General features: G+C 41.0%; 12 protein-coding genes. 8 read left to right on the top strand and 4 right to left on the bottom strand.

All coding sequences use genetic code 11. From position 1 onward, the window contains the following. The first annotated feature begins 59 nt into the window (after positions 1 to 59). Positions 60 to 1,937 (top strand): cache domain-containing sensor histidine kinase, encoded by a 1,878-nt coding sequence (locus tag CEF13_RS23820; protein WP_102714619.1) that lies wholly within the window; start codon positions 60 to 62, stop codon positions 1,935 to 1,937. Next, positions 1,864 to 3,315, top strand: coding sequence for a response regulator (locus tag CEF13_RS23815; RefSeq protein WP_166742902.1), 1,452 nt, complete (start codon positions 1,864 to 1,866; stop codon positions 3,313 to 3,315). Before CEF13_RS23820 ends, CEF13_RS23815 begins: the two co-directional genes overlap by 74 nt. 951 nt (positions 3,316 to 4,266) lie before the next feature. Here CEF13_RS23815 and CEF13_RS23805 read toward each other — a convergent pair. Beyond that, on the bottom strand, positions 4,267 to 5,160 hold the full coding sequence (locus tag CEF13_RS23805; protein WP_166742903.1) for a helix-turn-helix transcriptional regulator: 894 nt from the start codon (positions 5,158 to 5,160) through the stop codon (positions 4,267 to 4,269). 217 nt (positions 5,161 to 5,377) lie between these two features. On the opposite strand from CEF13_RS23805, the gene CEF13_RS23800 reads away from it, so the two are divergent. The 3 genes from CEF13_RS23800 to CEF13_RS23790 all read left to right on the top strand — a co-directional run bounded on the left by CEF13_RS23800 (position 5,378) and on the right by CEF13_RS23790 (position 10,243). After that, the gene (locus CEF13_RS23800; protein WP_102714612.1) at positions 5,378 to 6,316 is read left to right on the top strand and encodes an ROK family protein; all 939 of its coding nucleotides are present in this window, start codon (positions 5,378 to 5,380) and stop codon (positions 6,314 to 6,316) included. 3 nt (positions 6,317 to 6,319) lie between these two features. Then, entirely contained in the window at positions 6,320 to 8,068 is a 1,749-nt protein-coding gene (locus CEF13_RS23795) for a class I mannose-6-phosphate isomerase (protein ID WP_208414681.1), read from the top strand. Between the two features lie 75 nt (positions 8,069 to 8,143). Further along, on the top strand, positions 8,144 to 10,243 hold the full coding sequence (locus tag CEF13_RS23790) for a DUF5054 domain-containing protein (RefSeq protein ID WP_102714610.1): 2,100 nt from the start codon (positions 8,144 to 8,146) through the stop codon (positions 10,241 to 10,243). Between the two features lie 190 nt (positions 10,244 to 10,433). Here CEF13_RS23790 and CEF13_RS23785 read toward each other — a convergent pair whose 3' ends face one another. Genes CEF13_RS23785 through CEF13_RS23775 form a run of 3 tightly spaced genes read right to left on the bottom strand, consistent with a single transcriptional unit; the run spans position 10,434 to position 13,954 of the window. Beyond that, positions 10,434 to 12,023, bottom strand: coding sequence for a DUF3502 domain-containing protein (locus CEF13_RS23785; RefSeq protein ID WP_102714608.1), 1,590 nt, complete (start codon positions 12,021 to 12,023; stop codon positions 10,434 to 10,436). Positions 12,024 to 12,073: 50 nt separating this feature from the next. Continuing rightward, positions 12,074 to 12,961 (bottom strand): carbohydrate ABC transporter permease, encoded by an 888-nt coding sequence (locus CEF13_RS23780; protein ID WP_102714606.1) that lies wholly within the window; start codon positions 12,959 to 12,961, stop codon positions 12,074 to 12,076. 39 nt (positions 12,962 to 13,000) lie between these two features. Next, a complete protein-coding gene (locus CEF13_RS23775) occupies positions 13,001 to 13,954 on the bottom strand; it encodes an ABC transporter permease (protein WP_102714604.1) in 954 nt (317 codons plus the stop codon). A 238-nt stretch (positions 13,955 to 14,192) separates the two neighbouring features. Here CEF13_RS23775 and CEF13_RS23770 point away from each other — a divergent pair, with 238 nt between their 5' ends. The 3 genes from CEF13_RS23770 to CEF13_RS23755 all read left to right on the top strand — a co-directional run bounded on the left by CEF13_RS23770 (position 14,193) and on the right by CEF13_RS23755 (position 24,630). Beyond that, positions 14,193 to 16,577 carry an AraC family transcriptional regulator gene (locus tag CEF13_RS23770; RefSeq protein ID WP_102714602.1) on the top strand — a complete coding sequence of 795 codons (2,385 nt, stop codon included), beginning with the start codon at positions 14,193 to 14,195 and terminating at the stop codon, positions 16,575 to 16,577. A 347-nt stretch (positions 16,578 to 16,924) separates the two neighbouring features. Beyond that, entirely contained in the window at positions 16,925 to 22,105 is a 5,181-nt protein-coding gene (locus CEF13_RS23765; protein WP_102714600.1) for an S-layer homology domain-containing protein, read from the top strand. A gap of 296 nt (positions 22,106 to 22,401) precedes the next feature. Next, complete coding sequence (locus tag CEF13_RS23755) at positions 22,402 to 24,630, top strand: glycoside hydrolase family 2 protein (protein ID WP_102714596.1); 2,229 nt, start codon at positions 22,402 to 22,404, stop codon at positions 24,628 to 24,630. Positions 24,631 to 24,843 lie beyond the last annotated feature (213 nt).

Below are 24,843 nucleotides of genomic sequence, written 5' to 3'. Positions count from 1 at the left end.
CATTTGACGGGGGCATTCCTTGTTTTTTTGCCATTTGAAGAAGAATTGGAGGGGAATTCATGTCAAGTTATTTGCGTAAACGGCCCATTAACTGGCAGTTCATGATTGTTTTTCTTGTCTTTCTTTTCTTGATGGCATTCATTATGGTACTGACATATTTGCAAGCCAAAAGTACGATCTATCAAAAGAACCGTGATTATTCCATCGAGCTGCTGGATAAGATTCAGCAATATATTGAAATGCGTGTTGAACTAACGGATGGTTTTGTGCAAGCTATTGCCTATAGTGTATCCGTGCAGCAGTATTTGAAAGAAACGGATCCCCCTAAGAAATTTGAACTTTTTCAAAATGTCGATTCCTATATTACAAGTTTGAGTTTGCCGAGCAAAGGAATCCTAGATATATCTATCCTTGGCAAGAATGGAAATAATCACAATCTCATGGAGAATCTGAATAAGAAACAAGCCGTTATGGAAACGGTTGCAGATATCTCTGGAGCTAACTATCACGGTTCTAAGCCATATTATGCGGGATTGAAGCAGGTTGGCAGTAATAATTACAAAGAGACATTCTTCACACTCGGAACGACCATTAATAATGTTTTACCAGAGACGGCCTTTGGAGCCAATCTGGGCTATCTTGTTGTCTTGGTCGATGTCAATACGTTTGTGCCGAAGTTTGAACTCGGTGCAGGCAGTGTGTTCGGGGAATTTTATTTGCTGGATCGCAATGGCATTGTCTCGGCAAGTAATGACACTACTGCCATTGGTCAGAAATTGGACGTTTTGGATAAGGTACGACAGGATGAAAAGACATTTCGCGATGATCACGGCGAGATGTACATTGTACACCAGAAAGAATTGCCTGGGCTTCATGGACAAATCGTGAATGTCTATTCCGAGAAAGAGCTTTATCGTGGGTTAGAAAAAACACGCCAAGTGTACCTAATGATTATTGCCATTTTCATTCCTATTTTGCTGCTCCTGCTAAGGTTAATTAGTCGGAATATCATTGGTCCTATTCGTACGTTCATGAGGTATCTTCCGAATTTAAAGGGAGATCGCATGACAAGAAATCGGCAACGTCTTCAGCTAGAGGGCTACCAGGAGATTATGTTGATGGCCGACAGATTTAATGAATTGCTGGATGAAATTCATCAATTGAATGAAGAAGTTGTTGATAGTAAGACCCGTATTTACTCACTCGAATTGATGAAAAAGCAGGCTGAATTTGCCTATTTAAAGCATCAAGTTAACCCGCACTTCCTCTATAACATGTTTGAAACAATGAAAGGCATGGCTGGAGAGATTGGTGCTACGGAGCTACGTGAAATGTTGGCTGCTTTGGGTAAAATTTTACGCTACAGCATTAAAGGACAAGAAGAAGTTCGCTTACAGGATGAGCTCGAAGTGGCAAAATCGTATCTAACCATTCAAAAATTCCGCTTTGAGGGCAGATTTGAGATTTTCTATGATTTCCCGGAGGAGATTCTCTTGTGTAAGGTCATTAAGATGATTCTGCAACCGCTTCTTGAGAATGCCATTAGCCATGGACTGGAATACAAAATGGAGAAAGGTCATTTACACTTACACGGGCAAATGACGTCGAATGGTGATCTACTCATCTCCATCAAAGATGATGGTGAAGGGATTCCGGCGGAGAAGTTGAACATTATTCACAGTGAGCTTGAGGGAATTGATCTGCTCGATAGCATGAGGAATAATGAGCATTTGGGTATCATGAACGTTCATCATCGTATTAGGACGACATATGGCGAGCCCTACGGATTGTGGATCGAAAGTCGATCTGGCGATGGAACCGAGGTAACCATTAAACTACCTGGCAGAAGGGATGATACGGCTTATGTACAAAGTCATACTGATCGACGACGAGAAATGGGTATTGAAAAGCTTGAAAGCGACTGTCGACTGGCATAGTCTTGGTTTCGAGATCGTTGGGGAAGCTTTTAATGGGTATGAAGGATTGGTTAAAATCAAAGAGCTGCAGCCAGATCTCGTTTTCACCGACATTCGGATGCCTGGGTTGGACGGATTAGCGCTCATAGAACATGCTAAAAGCTTGGAGCTGCAAACTCAATTTATTATAGCCACGGGATATTCTGATTTTGAGTATGCCAAAAGAGCCATTCATTACGGCGTTTTGGATTATTGCTTAAAGCCATTTGACGAGAAAGAAATAATTGAAATGTTAATGACATACAAGAAGAAAAAACTTAGCGAAGCTTCTCATTTACATACGGAATTACTCTATAGCTTACAGGAGAAAGACCCGAAGGAACTACACAAGGCCCATGAATTCATGAGACAACTAGGTATTCAATGGGATACGCGAACTGGTGTGACGATGGTTATGGCTGCAGGTAAAGGACAGTTGAGCTTTCCAGCTCATCTACCGTATATTGCGTTGAAAATGGGTGTTAGCAGAACGCTATATTTGGTGCAGGGAGATTGCTCAGAGCACCTCCTAAAGGTGTGGTCGGATGAACCGTTCGCTGAACATGTGCAAGGCATTGGCCTCAGTCATCACATGACGGATCTTACTCAGATATTGAAAACAATAGAGCAGCTTGAGATAGCAGCCTTTCATTCTTTTATTGAAGGGCATCCCAGTGTTTGGCGTGTTCGACAAGATAAGGGGATATTTCCCGACAACCTTGTACGAGCTCTAGAACAATTAAACCAAACCAGAAATCCCGATCATTTAACTGTGGTTTTTCGGGAAATGGAGCAATTGATTCGAGCGGGTACATTCCAAATGGATCATGCTGTGAGCTTTTATAATCGCGCTATCCATATCATTTATTACATCCAAGAGGAAATCTATTCGATTGAGCAACTGACGCGGAAATTCAGTAGTATCTATGACATGATGGACCATTTGAAAAGCTTATTTATGAAGCATTATACAGGCAGCTTAGAGGATTCTAGCAAGTCAAATGGCAATGTTTCTTTCCAAATGATCGTCGCTTATGTGGAGGAACATTTCAAAGAGGATATTTCTTTACAAAGTCTATCAGAGAAGTTCAACCTAAACTTTACGTATATTAGTCATCTTTTTCGCAAAGAACGTCAGGATAATTTCCTGAAATTTTTAACTAAGCGAAGAATGGAGCAAGCAACGGTGCTGCTTCGACATACCCAGTTGTCCATCCAAGAGGTATCAGAAGACTCTGGATTCCGAGACTATTTTCATTTTGCTAAAACGTTTAAAAAGAATTTCGGCCAAACACCAACGCAGTATAGGGAGAGTAACCAACATGCAGGAAAATCAGAAACTGTAGAACGGAACGCATGATTTAAGGTTTGATCAAGTCATTAAAGGCTGGGATGAAGCCCGTAAGGGGACAAGAACATATACCTAATCAAATCCGCGCAGGACGCGGATTTTTTATGTTATGGGTACAACGCATTGATCTCAGAACAATACGGCGGGCGGTCCAATAAAACCATACGTCAGTTCATCATCCAGTATTTGATTACATAGAGACTCAAGATCCTCAGCATGGGCCAGATGTATACAATAGGTTTGTTTATGGAATGTGGCAAGGAATGAGAAAGGGAACCTTCGTCCTGCTGTATATCCTGATGCGTAATGTAGATGATATTACACATCGGCAGGAAGCATACATCCGACAACTCAATAGTACGACCTTACCGATCTAAATAAAATATTTGTCGCTATACATACTCAACTGACGATGCATAGCTTGAAGTGATGATTGGATGGATTAAACAATAAAGCCTGACTATCAACTTTGATTGATGTAGTCAGTCTTTTATTGTAGGGGCATATCGTATAAGATTTGTTCACACTGAACACTCGAAACATGTTGAGTGTGTGGCTTGGTTGGAGCTGGAAATGTAGATCTACAATATAGTCGTTTGAATAACTTGAGTTACTCAAACTCTAGGTTTATTAAAGAAAACACTTTGCACCGCAATAATTTTTATTGATAATTAGTAAAGACTACTTCCTAAAAACAGGAGGTAGTCTTTTTTAGGTTGTTGAAATTTGCTTATCAGGATTTTCTCGATGATAGACGGTTCAAGAAAACAACAGAGAAGAACATTAGGAACTATCAAACCATGCGTGGAAAGCTTATAGCGTATTGTAGCAAGCACGAGGTAGTAAGTATGAAAGATATAACATATAACCATGTACGTCAGCAGCTAATGGAATGTCAGGAGCGGGGGAATAAAGCAGGTCCTATGCGCGCCACGAATGGCGATATCTCTACAACAGGTTTTATATCAGCGTTTGTTGGTGAAACTTTCGCTTGAATTCACCAGGTGGCATGCCCATTTCTGCCGAAAAAACGGTAGTAAAATAGTGCACGGTTTTAAAGCCTAGGAGTTCCGAAATTTCTTTAAGAGTGAGGTCGGTATCTGATAGAAGGATACCGGCTTTTCTCATTCTCTCTTTTTTAATATAATTTGCAAACGATTGGCCTAATTCATTCTGGAAAATGCGAGATAAATGTCTTTTTGAAATATGAATATAATTGGCTACATCGCTCATTTGTAAAGATTGAGATAGATTATCATGAATATATAGCTTAGCTTGATAGACTAAAGACGAATAAAGACGAATGTCTTTATTTTTTTGTTGTTTTGTCTGTTGATCATGAAATAATCCAACAATACTTGAATAAAACGAAGAGCATAGTCCTTGAAAGCTATCATTAAACATGAGATGCGGGTTACAGGCTATAACGAGAATCGAAGTCCACAGATTTACAACTGGAGTTTGGTCAGCATCGTTAATAAAAAAAATTTCTGTTCTTTCTAATGTCTTAAACAGTTCTACTAATTTTTTAGTAGAGTCTTTTTGTATAATTTCAAAGCCAACATAAATAATTTTCAATCCATTTTCGCTTAAAATTTGATGTATAACAAAGGGGCGAGAAAGGAACAGCGAACCGCTTGTTAACTGGAATGAATGTGCATTATCAATATACATGCCTTTACCGTCAATAATATAGCATAGTTCAAAAAAAGAATGTTGATGTGGCTTGTTATTATAATGGTCAGGCTGAGCGCCCCAATAGTGGATTAAAATGGAGGCATCGCTTCCGTTAACTTGAAAGGCTTCTTGATTAAGCGTAACGGCGCCCTCTGTAAACAAATGATTCCATTCCATAACAAATTTCTCCCTCATTAACATAATGAACGACAGTAATGATTTCGCTATCATAGTACCATATATTTTCTTACGCGTATAACGTATGTCTCGATTTTATAAAAAGATGACCACTTTCTAAAAAGATTAAGAGGTTAATATCCCCTATACTGAAATTAACTAAAGATGACTTACACAAAAAAATGGACTTTTTCAGAATGGGATGTGAAGCAATTACATGAATAAATATTCTATCGCTTTTGATGTTGGAGGCTTATTTATAAAATCAGCAGTATTAAACGAGGGAGGGGAAATAGTACCTAACTCATATGCGATCTTTCCCTCGAAATCAAAAGAGACTAAAGAAGGTATTATTGAACATTTGGTGTTTATTATTAAGCAGCAAACCAATGGGATTTTGGATAAGGAATTTGAAATAAATGGAGTTGGTTACGCATTTCCGGGCCCATTTGATTACGACAGAGGGATAAGCTACATCAAAGGGATAGATAAATTTGAAGCAATATATGGTGTAAACCTGTATGAGCTATTACTGGATCGCCTTCAACGAGAAAGCTCTTTTCATGCAAAGACAAGTAATGCGTTTCAAATTGTTTTTGATAATGACGCTAGCTTATTTGCTTTAGGTGAATATGTATCTGGTAAGGCAGGATGCTATAACAAATCTATTTTCTTGACGATGGGTACTGGAGCAGGATCAGCGTTTATGGAAAATGGAAAGCTGGTCAAAGATAGACAAGATGTGCCGGAGCATGGCTGGATCTATAATCAACCGTTCAAGGAATCGATTATCGATGATTATATTTCGAAAAGGGGTATTCTACGACTGGCCAATGAATTAGGTCTTAGCACAGTAGACAACGAAGTAGAAACATTAGCCGTTATGGCTAGAAACGAAGACCCAAGAGCGAAAATGTTATTCCAAAGGCTCGGTAACGACATCGGAAAAGCTTTAAATCCCTTTATTGAAAAATTCAAGCCAGATGCGATCATTTTAGGTGGTCAAATTACCAAGAGTAAAGATTTGTTTATGAATGGGATATATGAAACGCTTGAGGAAAAATCGATAAGTATTGAATGCTCCGAAGAAACTTCACTAAGCACATTCAAAGGTGTAGCAAATCTATTAAAACAATGTACTAGAGAGAAGGAATAACAATTGGCTAATTTTAATATGTACCCAGAGGTACTTGTATCGAAATCCAATGAGCATGCTTGGCAAGATTACGAAAACATTAAGAGTGAGCTTAAAAGTGCAATAAACAGATTAGGTAAGCAAAAAACAATCGTTACAATCGATTGCTATCCTGGCGTGCAGCTGGAAGAACTACGAGCTAATCTAGTATCAGTGATGGAGTCTTCCCACACATTGTTTACAGATGATCTATATTATTCTAGTGAAAAAGTAACGGACATGATTCAATTTAATTTAACAGATGACAGAGTATTTGGGAAAATGTCGCTTCACAATTTCGCGGATTTTTTAGATGTTGAACGGTTAGAAGCAGCTAGAAGTGATGTTAGCAATATCGATAACGGATTAATTATTATTTACGGTACAGGTGCTACTCTTGTATATGAACCTGATATTCTTGTCTATGCTGATCTAGCAAGATGGGAAATTCAAAGAAGATATAGTCATAATGAAATTTCCAATTGGAAAGCAAACAATCGTAATGAGGATGCTGTTAGAAAGATTAAAAGAGGTTATTTCTTTGAATGGCAGGTTGCAGACAGACATAAAAGAAAGCTCTTTGAAAAAATAGATTATTTATTAGATACGAACACTAATAATGAACCAAAGCTAGTGGAGGGGGCAACTTATTTAGCTGGATTAATGCAAACAGTTAATCAGCCCTTTAGTGTCGTTCCTTACTTTGCCCCTGGAGTATGGGGTGGACAATGGATGAAAGAAAAGCTTGGTCTTGATCCGTCAGTGGAAAACTATGCTTGGAGCTTTAATGGCGTCCCAGAGGAAAATAGTCTTTTTCTAAGATTCGGAGACGTGAAGGTTGAAGTTCCAGCTATTAATGCCGTGCTTAGACATCCAGTTGAACTTTTAGGTGAAAAGGTATATGGACGTTTTGGAGCAGATTTCCCAATTCGATTTAACTTTTTGGATACTTTTGAAGGAGGAAATCTTAGCTTACAGGTTCATCCATTGGTTGAGTATGTACAACAAACGTTTGGCGTGCATTATACGCAAGACGAAAGCTATTATATTGTTGATGCAGAAGAAGACGCTATCGTTTATTTGGGGGTCAAAGATGGAATTGATTCCAATGAAATGATTGGTGATTTACAACGATCATATGAAGAAGGTTGTAAATTTGATGATGAGAAGTATATTAATCAATTTCCAGCCCAAAAGCATGATCATTTCTTAATTCCAGCAGGCACTATTCATTCACAGGGGAAAGATAGCTTAGTGCTAGAAATAAGTGCAACACCCAATTACTTCACATTCAAATTATGGGATTGGGAACGATTGGGAATGGATGGCTTGCCGCGACCGGTTCATCTTGAACATGGAATAGCTAATATTCAGTGGGAAAGAGATGAGACATGGGCTCGTGAAAACATTATTAATAGAATAGAAAAAGTCGATGAAGGCGCTGGATGGATCGAAGAAAAAACAGGTCTACACGAAAGAGAGTTTATTGAAACGAGAAGACATTGGTTTACTGAACCAGTCATTCACAACACCAATGGGGGTGTTAATGTTCTCAATCTAATCGAGGGCGAAGAAGCTATAGTTGAAAGCCCGACAGCGGCCTTTGAGCCATTTGTAGTTCACTATGCTGAGACATTTATTATACCTGCAGTAGTTGGCAGCTATTCTATCCGTCCTTATGGCAGCAGTGTAGGAAAAGAAATTGGAACCATTAAAGCGTATGTTAGAACATAAAATGCAAATGGTTGAAAATGAGCAAAATTGAAAACGGTAGGTATAATTTTGAATATTCTAGTGAGGGGTTATTATATGAGCTCTTATAAAAAAATTCATGTTATTTTCAAAACTCATTTGGATATTGGGTTCACCGATTTGGCGAAGAATGTAAAGGAAAAGTATTTTAAACACTATATTCCGCAAGCGATACAATTGGCAAAACAGTTAAGGCAGCAAGGTGGGACAGCGCAATTCGTCTGGACAACGGGATCGTGGTTAATTGATGAGTATCTCAAGCAAGCTTCCGAGGCAGAGCAGCAAGAAATGGAGGAAGCTATTAATAATGGAATCATGACATGGCATGGACTACCTTTTACTACTCATACGGAGCTTATGGATTCAGCTTTATTGGAATATGGATTGTCGATTAGTAAAAAGCTAAATGCTCAATATGGGAAAAACATTATTACTGCCAAAATGACCGATGTCCCAGGGCATACGATCGCCATGATTCCTAATTTAGCAAAGTTTGGTATTCAATACTTACATTTAGGTGTGAATCCATCATCCAAAGTGCCCAATGTGCCCGATATTTTTATTTGGAGAAATAAAGATGGATCAGAAGTTATCGTTAATTATGCGAAAAATTATGGGAATGTTGTGGAAATTGAGGGAATGGAAGAAGCAATGGTGTTTGCTCATACAGGCGATAATTTGGGACCGCCTTCCGCCGCCGAAATTGAAGCAGAGTTTATGCGACTTGCCAAGCAATTTCCCGGAGCGACGATAGTGGCTTCCACAATGGATGAGTTTGCTGAGAAGCTGATCACTTTGAAAGAGAAATTGCCTGTCGTTCACGAAGAGATAGGTGATACTTGGATTCATGGTGCAGCTACAGATCCTGTGAAAATGTCACAATACCGAGAATTGTTAAGACTTCGAGATAAATGGATAGCAGAAGGAAGATTTAATCCGGAAAATGTAGAATATGCTGAATTTTGCAGTCAACTCATTTTAGTTCCGGAGCATACATGGGGGTTGGATGAAAAGACATTTTTGGCCGATTACAAAAATTACTCGATTAAGGATTTCCAAGCAGCAAGACGGGAAGACAGCGTTTCACAAGAGGCTATTTATGACAATTATCGTTACTTGCGACCGTTCGTAATGAATGGTACTTCTTTGGAGTTACTTGAATCGTCTGATGTGAAGAGAACCTACAGTCATTTCGAAAGCTCATGGAAAGAACAACGAGAATATATCCATCAAGCTGTTCGTTGTTTAACCCAAGACAAGCAGCAGGAAGTTGCGGAAGCATTTGCAGTATTAGTTCCGAAACAAGAAACGCTTCAAGAAGGGTTGGAGCTTAGCGCTCATCGCATTAATAAGCTAGGGCTATTTCAGGTTGAGTTTGATAATGAAGGCTCAATTTGCAGGCTAATTGATAGTAAAGGAAAGGTTTGGGCAGATAAAAATCATCGTTTAGGATGTTTTCAATATGAAACGTTTGGTCATCAAAATTACAATGAGTGGTTCCAAGCTTATGTAGTCAATTTGCGAGAAACCTATCACTGGGCGGATGCAGATTGGGGCAAGCCAGGAATGGAATTTGCGGATCCGAGACCTGAACATAGAAGATACTCTCCGAATTTGATCTGCATCAGCAATCAAGCCAAGGAGCTTTACGACCAGGTGCAGGTGCAGCTCGTCATGCCTTCTGAATGCGTTCAAGTAAATGGATCGCCTCAACATATTCAAATTGACTACAAATTTTATAAAAACGAACAGAAAATCGATGTCGATATAAGCTGGTTCAATAAACAAGCAAACCGACTGCCAGAAGCAAGCTGGTTTTCATTTGGCTTAAAAGTCGATAATCCGAACTTATGGAAGATGGATAAGCTAGGGCAGCTGGTGTCTCCGCTTAAGGTTGTAAAGAACGGAAATCGTAATTTACACGCGGTCAATTCAGGTGTTTACTATGATGGAAGTGATGGGAAAGTTCAATTGGAAACATTGGATGCTCTTGTAGTGTCGCCTGGTGAGAAGAGGTTATTACAATTCGATCATAGCTTTGCTTCTTTGGACGGCGGCATGCACTTTAATTTGCACAATAATATTTGGGGTACCAACTTCCCAATGTGGTTTGAAGAAAACGCCAAATTTAGATTTTCGATTAAAATAAATCAATAAAGGGGAAAGGTATCAACAAGAACTTACTAGTGCAGTCGATGCCTGTGGAGAATGTAACAGTCATGCCAGAACACAAGTTTACAAAAGGAAGACTAGAATGAAGAAAGTATAATGAAAAATTGGTTCATTAAAATAAAAACCCAGTGCTCGATATTAATCGATACACCGGGTTTTGCTAAGGATTGTGAGTTTATTTGTTTCTCCAAGCATCATATTGAGCTTGTTTTTCTTTGATGATGTCATCTACGCCAGCATTTTTCAAACGCTCAAGTAATTTAGATACAGCTGTAGTTGGATCAATTGAACCAGAACTGATTGCCGGAATCATCTCAGTAGTAACAGAAGAAACGTTGGCGATTTGCGTTTTTACAGGAGTCGGGTCAAATACAAAGCCTGACAATGGCGAAACATCTGCTGTTTTATCATTTTCATAAACGATGGACATAGCTTCTTTACCCTTTTCACCAGCTGCATTTTTGCTATATTCAGCACGGTTGAATGTTGGGCTATAAGATTGACCGATTTGCCAGTCATTCCAGTTGAAGTTATATTTGCCTTCAATATTAGTGAAGTTACCAGCTTCGTCGAATGTGTAGTCAACGTCTTTTTCACCTAATGTAATTAGTTTGTATAGATCATCGTCAGTGTTTAGTAGCTCAATTAACTGTACAGCTTTTTCAATATGTTTTGAACCTGAATTGACAGCAACTGCTGCATTGGAGCCAGCTCCTGCAGAAATAAGTGTACGAGTAGTTGATACGGATACCGCAGGGGCATTTTTGTGTTCCGTCATGGACATGCCCATCTCTTGACCAGGAAGATCGATGCTGTCAGGCCAGCCATAACCTGCCGCAAAAATAATTTTTCCAGCTTTACGATCAGGAGTCGTATCTTTTACCGTTGCACCATCTTTACGAACATAGCCCTTATTATACCAGTCGCGCATAATTTCTGCGTATTGAACGAATTCAGGAGTTTCAAATTGGTTAATAACTTTGTCTGGAGTATTAAGATTGATCCAGCCAGGAGTTGTCATATCACCTACAGGCTCCATATCCCAGTAAAGTGGCTCATTGGCAAAGAAACTATAATTAGAGCTAGTTTCCCATCCGATCATATCAGGATGCTTAGCTAATGCATCGCCAAGGAATGGTCCAACCATTTGTAGAGCTTCAATTGTTGGCTTGCCTTTTACAGCTTTCCAATCAAATCCTACTTCATTAGCAATATCTTCGCGGAAGTAGAATCCGTTGCGCTTTGCAACGCCCCATTGCTGATAATTGACAGATGCGTAAATTTTACCGTCTACTTTCACACCATCCCATAGACCTTGAGGGACACGAGCATACGTTTCAGGCGCAAGTTTAGGAAGAAGGTCAGTTAAGTCTGCATATGCACCTTTAGCAGCGTTTTCGAAAAAGTTAATTCCACCCCAGAATGCAGTGAAAGCAAGATCCCAGTCGTCGCCAGAATTGATCATCAGATTCATTTTATCTGCATAAGTACCGCCGTCTACATTAATAAAATTCAATTTGGCATTGATTTTTTCACCAATAATTTCGTTAGCTTTTTTCATAATACGGTCAGACTCATTCACTGGTCCGTTCATCATGTAGAAGTTAAGTTCAACTAGTTTTTCTTTTTCTTTTTCTGGAGTCTTTGTTTCAGTTGGTGTAGCCGTAGGATCGCCGTTAGCGTTTGGTGTAGCCTTCGAGCAGCCAGACAGTATCATCGTGAGAAGCAGAGTTAAGTTGATCAACATCATAGAAAATTTTCTCATTGTTATCCCCCTAAAATTTTATTAGTATTCTCAACTGGATGTCTGTAAAACTATTCTTTTACAGCACCTATTGTTAAGCCTTTTTCAAAATACTTTTGTAGGAATGGATACAGTAATATAATCGGACCGATGGCAAGTACACAGGTAGCCATCCGTGCTCCTTCGCTAGGAAGCATGCCGATAGCGGCTTCGATAGATTTAGAGGCTGCTGCATTGGCTTGCAAATAACCAATATTGTTCATTAAAGATTGCAGTAAATATTGCAAGGTGTACAGCTTCGGCGTTTCGATATACAATGCAGTGGTCATCCAGTCATTCCAGTAGGATATCGCTGTGAACAGACCGATAGTCGCCAGTGAAGGTTTAGAAAGCGGAAGTGCAATACTGAAAAAAGTACGAATTTCACCTGAACCGTCTATGCGTGCAGACTCGAACAAGGAATTAGAAATCGATTTGAAAAAATTTTTCATAATCAGCACGTTAATCGCTGACACAAGGTAGACGACAATGAGTACCCAGATCGTATTTTTAAGATGCAAATAACGTGTAATTAAAATGTATGATGGAACAAGTCCGCCATTGAACAGCACTGGAAAGTATACGAATAAAGTGAGTGCATTGCGAAATGTAACTTCAGGGCGCGTCAACGAATACGACAGCATTGAAGTAACAAACAAATGCAACAGTGTACCGACAGCCGTTACAAAGATCGTAACGCCGTATGCATTGGTAATCGAGCCTGCTCCGCTAAATACATAGCGATAAGATGAAAAATCGAACACTTCGGGAATTAAATGATATCCGTCAACCATAAGCGACTTTTCAGATGTAAACGATATCGATACAACTAATAGCAGCGGAACGATACAGGCTAAAGCAGATATAATGAAAATGAGATGAATCATAACTTTTGAAAGATGAAACTTGTTTACTACCATGGAACTCCCTTCCTTCCTTTCTTTCTCTACGCTGATCGATTAAAATAAGGCGCTGTCGGGGTCTGTTTTTTTAATAATATAGTTAGAAATCAGGACAAGAACGAAGCCAACTACTGCCTGATATAAACCAATTGCAGACGACATACCATAGTCGTTCAGCTTTTTCAGAGAGCGGAATACAAGGGTATCGATAACATCCGTTGCACCATATAGTGCTCCTGAATCATTGGAAAGGGTATAGAATCCATTCCAGTCGCCTAATCCGCCATTGAACAACTTACCAACCCATAGCAGACAAAGGACGATAATAATCGGTTTCAGCAGCGGCAGTGTAACATATTTGACTTGCTGCCACTTCGAAGCACCATCCAATTGCGCAGCTTCATAGTAATCAGTACTAATCCCTGCGATCGCTGCTACATACAATACGGAGTAGTAGCCGATATTTTTCCACAGATAGGCAAAGGGAAGGATATAGCGCCAATACGAAGGATCACTGTACCAGTGAATTGCTTCTCCACCATTTGACGTAATGATATTGTTGACAATGCCTCGGTCTACACTAAGCATACCGAACACAATATACTGGACTACAATCCATGATAGGAAGACTGGGAGCAATATCGAACCTTTATAGGTGGCTGAGAGAAATTTATTTTTTACTTCGCTCAATAGAATGGCCAATACTAGAGCACCGAGAGTAACGGTAACCATTTCTACTATATTGTAGAAAAGTGTATTGAACGTAACAATTTTTGCTGTTTCAGATTTAAAGAAAAATTCGAAATTTTTGAACAGCGGATCCATCCATGCGCTTCCCCATATACCATCGCGAGCTTTATAATCTTTGAAGGCGATAAGAACACCGCCCATTGGGATATAACACATGACGGCAATAAATAATAAACCAGGCGACATCATAAGATAGAAAGGAAATTGATTGCGTGCGCTGCGCAATGTTCTGTTATAAATTGGTTTTGCAATTAGTTTCATTTAGTTCACCCCCGTCCTTGCATTGCATTTCTGTCTTCCTTTATCTTATTTGGAGGTTTTTTTTTCCTCAACAAACAAAAATATCATTCTCTTAGTTTTTCTACACAAGACAACTCTAAAAAATAATAAAATCTCCGAAGAATCATTAATGGTTGCGACTTTATATGAAAGCTTGTACTATTGTCGTAATAATTATAAATACATAGAAAATCGAAGTCGTATTAACTAGGGGGTCACAATGAAGCAAACGAGTATAATAAAAAGAAGCAGTACGAGCTTCCTACGTAAATCGTTTTTCTCTTTTCTGATTATTACGATTCTTATCACTGCGTTGCTTACTGTATTTTTGACCATCAATTATTTGCGCACTAGTATTTCAATGATAAACCGTTTTAATCATGAGCTGATTGAACATTACAATTACAGTATTACCTACCTAGATGAGACTGTAAAAAAATTGGGGAATACGCTATACAGCGATAAAGATATTCTCCAATTTATTAATATGAAGAAAAATGATGAGCTCGTGGCGATTGTGGCAAGTAAGGTCATTGATAGGCACTTCCTAACACTAAAAGATATCGAGAGCGTGTATCTTTACAATACGGGGTTGGATGTTATTTATTCATCAAGGACCGGCGAACGCCAATCAGTCTCTACATTTTCAGATCAGGCGATTGTGGCACTGCTAACCGAAAAAAAATTTGTAGCTGAGTATAGTGGCCGGCCTATTGTGACATCTGTAGAAGAAGCAACGCAATCGGCTGATACATGCTCCTATATATTATTTGAACCGGGAGTGACCTCGTCAGGCTTGAAAAATGCTATTGTCGTCAACATCAGAACGAAAGCGCTTACGGATTCAATTCAAGCGATAAATGGCAATGACCCTGAAACGAAATCGTCCTTTTTAGTAGTTGATACGAACGGGTCTATTCTAAGTAAGACGTTCACACCAGAGTTTGAAAAAAATATGAGTGAAGTACGCGCATTAAGCCAGGAAGCACATGAACTTGAAAGAAGCAATAATCAGATAAGAAAAATTGGCGGAATCAGCTACCTTGTATCAAGCAGCAAAAGTAATGCAAATAACTGGTACATCATGGGGCTAACTCCTGTTAAAGAAACGTTTAAAGAGGTAATTAAGTCGTCATTTATGTCTGTAGGTATCGTAGTTGTTATATTCATAATTTGTGCAGTAATTTGTCTCTATTTGGCTCGCAGACTGAACTATCCGATTCAAACGATTACGAAAATTATAAACGGCGAAGCTCCCGAAAAAAATGATGCAGTTGTTTCGGGAATGGAGGAATTTAACTATATTTTGTCTGTGTTCGAATCGATGAAAGAGAAAAATCAACAGCTTGACAAAATAATTCATGAAGCAGGTTATGCTGTCAAAGAAGATTTTCTCAATGCATTATTAAGTGATAGTACCACACACACCAAAGACAAAGTGCTGGAGAAGCTGCATGACATCAATTTGGATTATATCGCCACCAGTCAGCTTTGTATGTGTCTCATTAAAATCGATAATTACAGCCAATTTGTATCTGTGAATAGCCAGAAGGAACGATGGGCACTACGCTATGCTATTGTGAATATTGCAACAGAACTGGCAGGGGACTATGGTGTGTGTGAAATCTTCAGCAGTGAACCCGATAAATTCGTAGTGCTTATGGATTGTTTCACAGTAACCCAATATAAAGTGCTGCAGGAGAAAGTAGAGCGTTATTTGCGTGAGGTGCAGAGTAATACACTTAAGTATCTCCGTATTTCTTTATCAATGGCGTATAGCACGATGTTTCAGGGGCTCGAGCATTTGCCTAGCATGTATAATAATATGAAGGGCTCCATTCTCTTGAAGATGCGCTATGGACATGGCTCTATTATTACTCCTTACATGATGGATGAAATCAACACAGATAATTTCCACATCTCCATCAAGAAAGAGGAGCAGTTGGTTGAGAAGGTGCTCGAGGGCAATTATGAATCTGCTGCTGCAATCTATCAAACGATAAGTCCGATGCTATATCAATACATGTACGACGAAATCGTGTATTGCATTGTCCATTTGATTTACAGCATTTACTCCAATGTGTTAAGTAAGATGCCTGCTGTAAAGGATAGCCAGGATTTAACGCTACAGCAGTTTTTGCGCGGGATCCAAAATGCAGAGGTGAGTACAGATATAGACAGCGTGATGGATGCGTTTTTACAGAAGCTAAGTTATAAGGTAGGAGCTATCAGAAATACATCTAATAGTAATGACCATTTGATACTACGCATTATCGGAATTGTCAATCAAGAATATTCCAACACAGAATTATGCCTTAGCTTTATCGCCGAAAAACTACGGCTATCATCGAACTATATAGGCCAAATTTTCAAAACAGCACATGGACAGTCTATAGCGCAGTATATTTTCGATACGCGAATGCAAAAGCTGGATGAATATATGCGTAATACGCAACTGCCTTTAACGTCTGTTATCGACAAGGTGGGACTAGAGAAGAATAATTATTTTTATACGCGCTTTAAAAAGCATTTTGGCATGTCCCTGAGTGAATACAGACTGCAGCTGGGGCAAGAAATAGATAATGAAAATGATATGACAGTTTAATATTAGATTTGCTGCAGAAGAGCCTAATTCCATTGCGGAATTGGGCTTTTTTTTTGTTAGCTTGAAAGGCATCGGCTATAACGAGCTTTCGGATCTGCTGTTCTTCTGTAATAAATACGGAAATTGTTTGAGACTATTAAAAAATAGTGAAATTCAATCTTTTTGAAGAACTTTAGCCGAGAAATATTGAAGGAAAGCATAATTTTTCGTGTATTCAGACTTTTTAGTATTAGTTACTATCAGATTACAATTCAAATATTGAGCAAAGGAGCAGAGGGGTTATTTTGGGAATTAATAGATAATTCAATATAGCAAAATACACGTAAAAAAGACTGGAGGAACATAAAATGTTAAAAAAGAAATTAAGCTTTTTAATTGTCATGAGTATGCTAATCACGACATTGCTAGGCTCGGGAATGAGTGTACAAGCTTCAAGCATGACGGGTGGCAAAATACAAGCACAATTTTTCGTTGCACCAACAGGTAACGATACCAATGACGGGTCTTACGACCATCCATTCGCTACGATGCAAGCGGCTAGGGATGCCGTTCGCTTAATTAACGAAGAAATGACTGGAGATATTTACGTATTTATTGCTCCGGGTAATTATTATGTAAACGAGCCGATTACTTTTGATAAGAGTGATTCGGGAACAAATGGATTTGATGTGATCTATCGGACATTGGGCGCGCCAGGCAGCGTATCATTTATTGGAGGCATGAATACAACCTCCGCTTGGTCGGAAGTGCAGGCATCAGCCGATCCGGATAACCCTGATTCGGATATGCAGCAAAGCATGGTCGGCAAAGTGTATAAGACAAATTTGCAGTCGCAATTGAATACTATTTATCCGAATGGGCTCCCTGCTACTTCAGGTCCGCTGCCGAATAATGCAAACGGAGCCTTTCATGTGAACACCCTTTATGTCAACGACACGAGAGTGACACAGGCAAGAACGCTTAACTCTAATAAATATCCAGGATTTCCGTCATCGTTTTTTGACAATCCGCTTTATTCTGCCGGCGGATCTTATATCAGTATGACTTACAAGGCTGCCGATGCCTCGAATATATTTGAAAGTAAGCTTATTAATGCGCAAGCACGGGGCGATTTAACGGTACAGATTGTCGCTAACGATATTGGTGGAGATCATTCTTGGAATTCCGATACTTTGCCTGTAACCAATATAAACCCCTCTTCGAAAGTGCTTACTTTCAACCCGAACAATGTTGCAGATTTTGCTTCACTTTACTGGATTGGAGGCACTTCCAGGTATTATTTGCAAGGAAATCTAGCTTATTTGGATACCCCTGGTGAGTTTTACTTTAACCCGGTATCATACGACCTTTACTATTATCCACAAGATGATGAAGTAGATTTGGAGCAGCAGAATATTGTTGTTCCGACGACGGAACAGATTATTAACATTACCGGCGAGAGAACCGGTACATGGGATGACACCGTCATTACCCCTGTTCATAATATCGTTTTCGATGGACTTGGGTTTAAAGACACAAGCTCTCCTAGTTATTACTCAAGTGGTTTTCCATGGCTTGAGTATGGTAATGGCGTAAAGCATTATCCATTCCCGGATTATGCGAAAAATTCGTCTAACCCTACATATGCAGGCCAGAGCGAACGTCCGCAGTTTATGAGTGGAGTGCTAACATTGAATTATGCGAGTCATCTTACCATTACGAACTCACATATTAAAAATGCGGGATTGATGGGTGTAGAACTTGGAGTTGGCACCAGCAATGTTACCGTCAGCAATTCGCTTATTGAATATACCGGTCATGGCGGCGTCGATATTCAGGGCGGTTTTCCAGGTGTGGACGGAAACTCACAGGCAGAAAGCTTTACCAATCATAATCTTATCGACAACTTAGTTATCCATGACGTAGGGCAGCTTACCTTGCTGTCATACGCGGTTGGGATAAGCAATGCAACATACAATACGGTATCGCATATTGAAATGTATAATTCTCCGCGCCGTGCGATTATACTGCAAAGTTCAAATGTTCAAGGCTGGGATAACGGCTGGTTAGGTGATGGATATACGAATCCAGATTTTCCATACGACCTAAAACGCGACCAGTATGCCCACCACAATACGCTTTCAAATATTTATATCCACAATGTTCAGCAGGACGGTGGCGATGACGGTGCAATCATGACCGCATTTCTATACTATCCGCGCGACAACTATTCACAGCCCAATTATTTTAATCAGATCATAGTGGATAAAGTTGCCGCAATTCCGACGATGAATGACATTGCGCCAAACAACATCAATTTTGATATGGGTTGGGTTGGGATTCATACTTCAAATATTAAGACCGTAAATGCGCACCAATATAACATTGAAAATGACAATCTTCAAAACGGCCAGGTTGTCGTTGACAACACAACGTTCAACTTTAGGGGACCTCAAGACGGACTTGAAAACTTTGATGATTCAAAAATGGATTATGCGAATATCGGCGTTCAAACTTGGCGTTACCCGGCAGAGTTTGCGGGCGCCATTACGAATACGGCAATAACGCCTCCGCAAGATTTATATTTTTCGGATAATTTTGAGGAAAAGTTGGATTTGACGAAATGGTCATACAGCGGAGTTCAACCAACGATTACGAAAGAATACATGTCGGAGGATATTGTCGGTAAAGGTGCCCTAGACTTAAACAACCTTGGAGCAACAAAGTCCATGCTTTACCGCAATTTTGCAGACAATCTTAACAAAGTGGTCACCGTTGATTTCTTTGACAGGGCTCCATCACGTCTTGTAACCTATGGCGTGGGACATCCGTTATACGTGACAACGAACATTTATGCACGAGTAGACGATGGAACAACTGAAGGTATTGTTGCAATGGGCGTTAATTCAGGTATTAACGGTAGCAATTATGTAGTGAATGTTGGCAATACAATAACGGCAACGAGTCTTCGCCGAACTACAGGCTGGCACACGCTTAAGTTCGACTATTCAACGCCAGGGACAATCGTCCTTTCTATTGACGGAGAAGTGGTGAAGACGCTCAATAGCGAAACATGGGAAAACACACCAGATTCTTTCAACTATGTATCGCTTGGTTCACCTAATGGTACCGGTCATAATTACTTTGATCAGTTCAATATCTATGGTGGAAATCAAGCACCGGATCCTGGCTTTATTCCTTTCCAAGCCCCGCCGGATTATGATAGTTCGAATGACAATATTGAACAGTTAGATTGGGATTTTGAAGACAGCGTTACGCCTAGCGATTTTACGAATTACTATAGTGGCACATTGAGCGTGGTTGACAACCCCGAGTCATCGGGCAGCAACATAAGTAGCAAAGTGCTCTATCAGAGTGGTGGTGTTTCCCAATATACTAACCAGACGTGGAGCAACTACATGCTTAAATTCAAGTGGAAATTAGGGGAATGGAACAATGCTTCGGATAATGTGCATCAGTATGACGGCTTTACTATATTCGTTGATGCGCAAGGTAATCCTACTGCTAACCCATCGGCTTACCAAGTTATTTTCAGAAGAAACATGAAAGGGGGCATACCTGGCGGCGGTCAGTATCCGGCTGGCACACCGTTCTTTTCAATCAATCAACACAATCCCGGGGATACGACATTGGCAACCGCGCCTGCGCCCGAAGGGTTTGATCCCTCGGAGTGGCATGATTTTCAAATTCAAGTGTTCGGCGGTAAAATTGGACTTGTCGTTGATGGGCAAAAGATAATCTCTCATGAAAGCAACGCCTATACGAGCGGTAGCTTCGGTTTCGGTACTTATAACAGTGATCAGTACTTTGATGATATTCAAATCATATCGAATCCGCGGTATGTCAATTATGCGTCTAATTTGAACCTTGGTAATGCAGCATTAAACGGCGATTTTAACCCGGGCTACGACACTTATATGGCAACTGTAATAGATGATATACAGCCTGTGACACTAATCAAACCTAAAGTTGTACTAGATAATACAAGCATTGCCATTAAGCTGAACGATACAGATATTACAAGCAGATTTGCAGATGATGTTACGCCGGTTTCTTTAGATCTGAATAAAGGCAGAAACGTCCTGGTTCTGAACCAAACAACGTTGGCAGGAAGCCAAAACTATACGGTTTATGTTGACAAGCCTTATACGATCGAATCGGTAGATGAGATTGCACCTATCACTGCGCAGGTCGGCATTGCTCCGACATTGCCTGCTGCGACCAACGTGACGTTCACGGATGGAACGAGCCAAATAGCCAATATCCAATGGGATCTCGTGGATCCATCTCAGTATAAACAGACAGGTACGTTTACGTTAAGCGGCCAACTGGTCGGATTAAACGGTACGATCAGCATAACAGTCAGCGTCGAAGGACTTGAGTCGCTGGGGCAACTTGAAGATGTCACAACCGTTGCGGGGACGGAGCCGGAATTGCCGTCAACGATTAGCGCTCAGTTTACTAATGAAAATAGAGATTTAGCGTTAACGTTTGCTGAATTCGATCTTGCCATGTATGCAAATGCAGGTACAATCATTGCGGTTGCAAAAATTGACCAGTATGAGGGTGATGTTTTGCAAAAAGTGATCGTGGAAGCGGCACCTATAACATTAGACGACTTAACAGCACCAACTTGGCCGGTGAATACGGCAGCAGCAGCTACGAAAATCACGAAGAATAGCTTGACCTTGAGCTGGACTCCTGCACTCGATGCTGTTGGTGTTACCGAGTATAAAATAACTTGGGAAGACGGCAATAAAAGCGTCACAGTTGATGCAACTGTGAATTCCGTTGATATTACGGGATTGAATGCTGGAACGAAGTATGTGTTCACAATCGAAGCGAGTGATGCAGCGGGGAATTGGAGTACTACTGGTCCAATCGTAAGCGTGAATACGCAGTCGGGCAATAGCGGCGGAGTCGGTACGGGTACACCGGGAGATGGAGGTAACACTCCAGATCCAGGAGATACAAGTGGCAATGGCGGGAATCCGATCGTATTCACGGATATTTCTGGTCACTGGGCGAAAGTGTCTATCCAAGAAGCGATTAAGCTTGGATTCATTGCAGGCTATACAGACGGTACGTTCCGACCTAATGCACAAACGTCACGTAGCGAATTTGCGGCAATGTTGAGTCGTACGTTGAAGCTAGAAGGAGAGGGTGAGGAATTAGCCTTTGCCGATCTTGAGCAGATACCAGCATGGGCTAGACCTTTCATTGCTCGAACGACAGCGGCAGGAATATTACAAGGCTATAGCGATCATACATTCCGACCGGATCGAAACATTACCCGAGCTGAAATGGCTGTCATGATCGTTCGTGCATTGGGACTCAAGGTTGATTCGAATGCGAAGACAACGTTTGCCGATGCCAACACCATTCCTGCGTGGGCAAAACCTTATGTAGCTGCTGCTAATGAAGCAGGTCTCATTAAGGGTCGAGGAAATAACCTCTTTGCACCGAATGAGAACGCGACAAGGGCGGAAGCGGTGATCATGATCTTGGCGTTGTTGAATTACGAATAGATTGTATGTAAAAGCCAAACAACGTACATCGGATCAGTTGATCCGATGCACGTTGTTTATTCGGGTATAGATTCAGTGAGAACTGCGCTTGATCGATTAGATCTAGGCGCTCGTATTGCCGGGGCCGTACCGGTTTTCAACGTAAATCTGATTATGAATTTTTTTGGGAATTTGCCAAAAGAACTTGAAGGGGCAGCGATTGTCGACGGCTCGGGTCGCTTTAACACAATTTTGCGTATATTTATTCCGGTTGATTTTCGGTTCTTATCAAAATGATATTAATTTGGAGGCAAAATATGAGACGAATTATTTCCTTGAACAAAACCTGGCGATATAGCGAAGCTTTCGACGATAAGTTCATTAACGAAAATTTTGATGACAGCCAATTCCAAGTCGTTCATCTCCCTCATACGAACAAGGATGTTCCGTATAGCTATTTCGATGAGAAAATATCCCAGTTAATTTCCTGTTATCGTAAGAAAATTAACATTCCGGAGGAATTCGGTGGCAGAAGAATCTATCTTGACTTCGAAGGCGTCATGTGCTATGTGAAGGTTTACTTGAATTCGGCCTATGTAGGTGAGCATAAAGGAGGCTACACTCCTTTTTCCATCGATATCACGGATCACGTGCGCTTCGGGTCATCGAACCATCTCGTAGTGATGGTGGATTCGACGGAAAGAAAAGACGTTCCGCCATTCGGCAATGTCATCGATTATTTGGTGTACGGGGGAATTTACCGGGAAGTCTCATTAAGAATCGTGGATTCGGTTTTCATTGAGAACGTCCGGCTGGAGTCTGTCGACGTTTTATCGAATGCGAAGAAACTGAAAGCGGAGGTTTATCTAGAGAACCGTACAAATGCCGAAAAATCCGTAGTATTATCACTAAAACTGAAGGATGGTGATAGGGTGATTAGCCAGGCGACGAGAAGCGTCGTCATTCCCCAGCAGATCGGAGACACCGTTCAATTGACGCTCGATATCGATGAAGGGATTGAATTGTGGGATATCGATGCTCCCCGGCTATACGATGTAGAAATCTATTTGGAGGGTGAAGGGTTCTCTGATACGTTTGAAAGAAAATTCGGATTTAGGGAAGCACTTTTCAACACCGACGGATTTTATCTGAACGGAAAGAGAGTGAAATTGAGAGGGTTAAACCGGCATCAATCGTTCCCCTATGTCGGCTATGCCATGCCTGCTAGAGTACAGAGAAAAGACGCCGACATCTTGAAGCACGAGCTCGGTCTGAATATGGTCAGAACTTCCCACTATCCCCAGTCCAAACATTTTCTCGATCGTTGCGACGAAATCGGATTGTTGGTCTTCGAGGAGATCCCAGGTTGGCAATATATTGGTGACGATGAGTGGAAGGAAGTTTCGAAGGCGAACGTCGTCGAGATGATCCGAAGGGACTGGAATCGCCCTTCTATCGTTCTATGGGGCGTGCGGATTAACGAATCGCAGGACGATCATGACTTTTACGCTGAGACGAACGCTTTAGCGCGGAGGACGGATCCATCCAGGCAAACCGGAGGCGTCAGATGCCTGAACGGCAGCGAGCTGCTGGAAGACGTGTATACGATGAACGATTTCATTCATGAAGGCGGAGATGTCGTCTTGAGAGATCAGAAAGAGATTACGTCCCTGGATCGCAATGTCCCGTATTTGGTCACAGAGTACAATGGTCATATGTATCCGACCAAAAGATTCGACAACGAAGAACGGCAGATGGAGCATTGCTTGCGGCACTTGAAAGTTATTAATGCGGCTGCCTTGGACGACGGGATTAGTGGAGCTATTGGCTGGTGCGCCTTCGACTATAATACCCACAAAGACTTTGGAGCGGGGGACCGCATTTGCCATCACGGTGTCATGGACATGTTCAGAATTCCTAAATTCGCCGCGTACGCGTATAAGAGTCAGATGGATCCGAGTCGAGGGGTTGTGCTTGAACCCACGACCGTTTTCGCCAGAGGCGAAAGGTGCATCGGAGGGGTAACGCCGCTTCTGGTGATGACCAATTGCGATTACGTCGATTTTTATTACGGCGGCGTGAAAGTCGGCAGATACTATCCCGTCAAGGATCGCTTTCCGGGACTCGACCATCCGCCTATCCTGATCGAGGAAATGACAGGCGAATGGGGGATGGCCTGGCAGCAAGGAGAACTGGTCGGGTTCGTGGACGGAAGGGAAGCAGTCCGTAAAACCTATAGCGCGGAGCCTGTCGTATCAAGGCTTATCGCTGAGATTGACGATCTTGTTCTTTCCTCTGAGGAGATCGACGCGACGCGTATCGTCTTCAAGCTCGTCGATCAGGAAGGTCATCTAATTCCTTACATCAACGAGTCGATAAAGATAAGCATTAACGGCCATGGAGAGTTGGTAGGACCCGATCTTGTCAGCCTCGTCGGAGGATGCATCGGGACATGGGTCAAAACGAAAGGACAAAAAGGCGAAATCGTCGTTTCGGCATCCTGCTCCCGCTTTCGCACGGACGAAATTGTCATTCAGGTGGAATGACAATTTCACACGGTGCGGCTCTATTCTGTTTTTTATCAAATAGTTAACAACATAAAAGCATTCGAATTGAAGCGATGAAACTAGTAATCAAATGGATTTTAATAGTGTAACGAATCCCCCACAGCCTGCTGCGGGGGGATTCAAGGTTGGGGTAAATGCCAGTCGTATCAACATTTCAGTTTAAAATATAGAAAGAGGTTAAAAAGGTAGTAG

The sequence above is a fragment of the Paenibacillus castaneae genome (assembly GCF_002884445.1).
GTDB classification, from domain to species: Bacteria; Bacillota; Bacilli; order Paenibacillales; family Paenibacillaceae; genus Pristimantibacillus; species Pristimantibacillus castaneae.
Note: the sequence above shows the minus strand (reverse complement) of the source record. Positions and strands in the feature narration are given on the sequence as shown.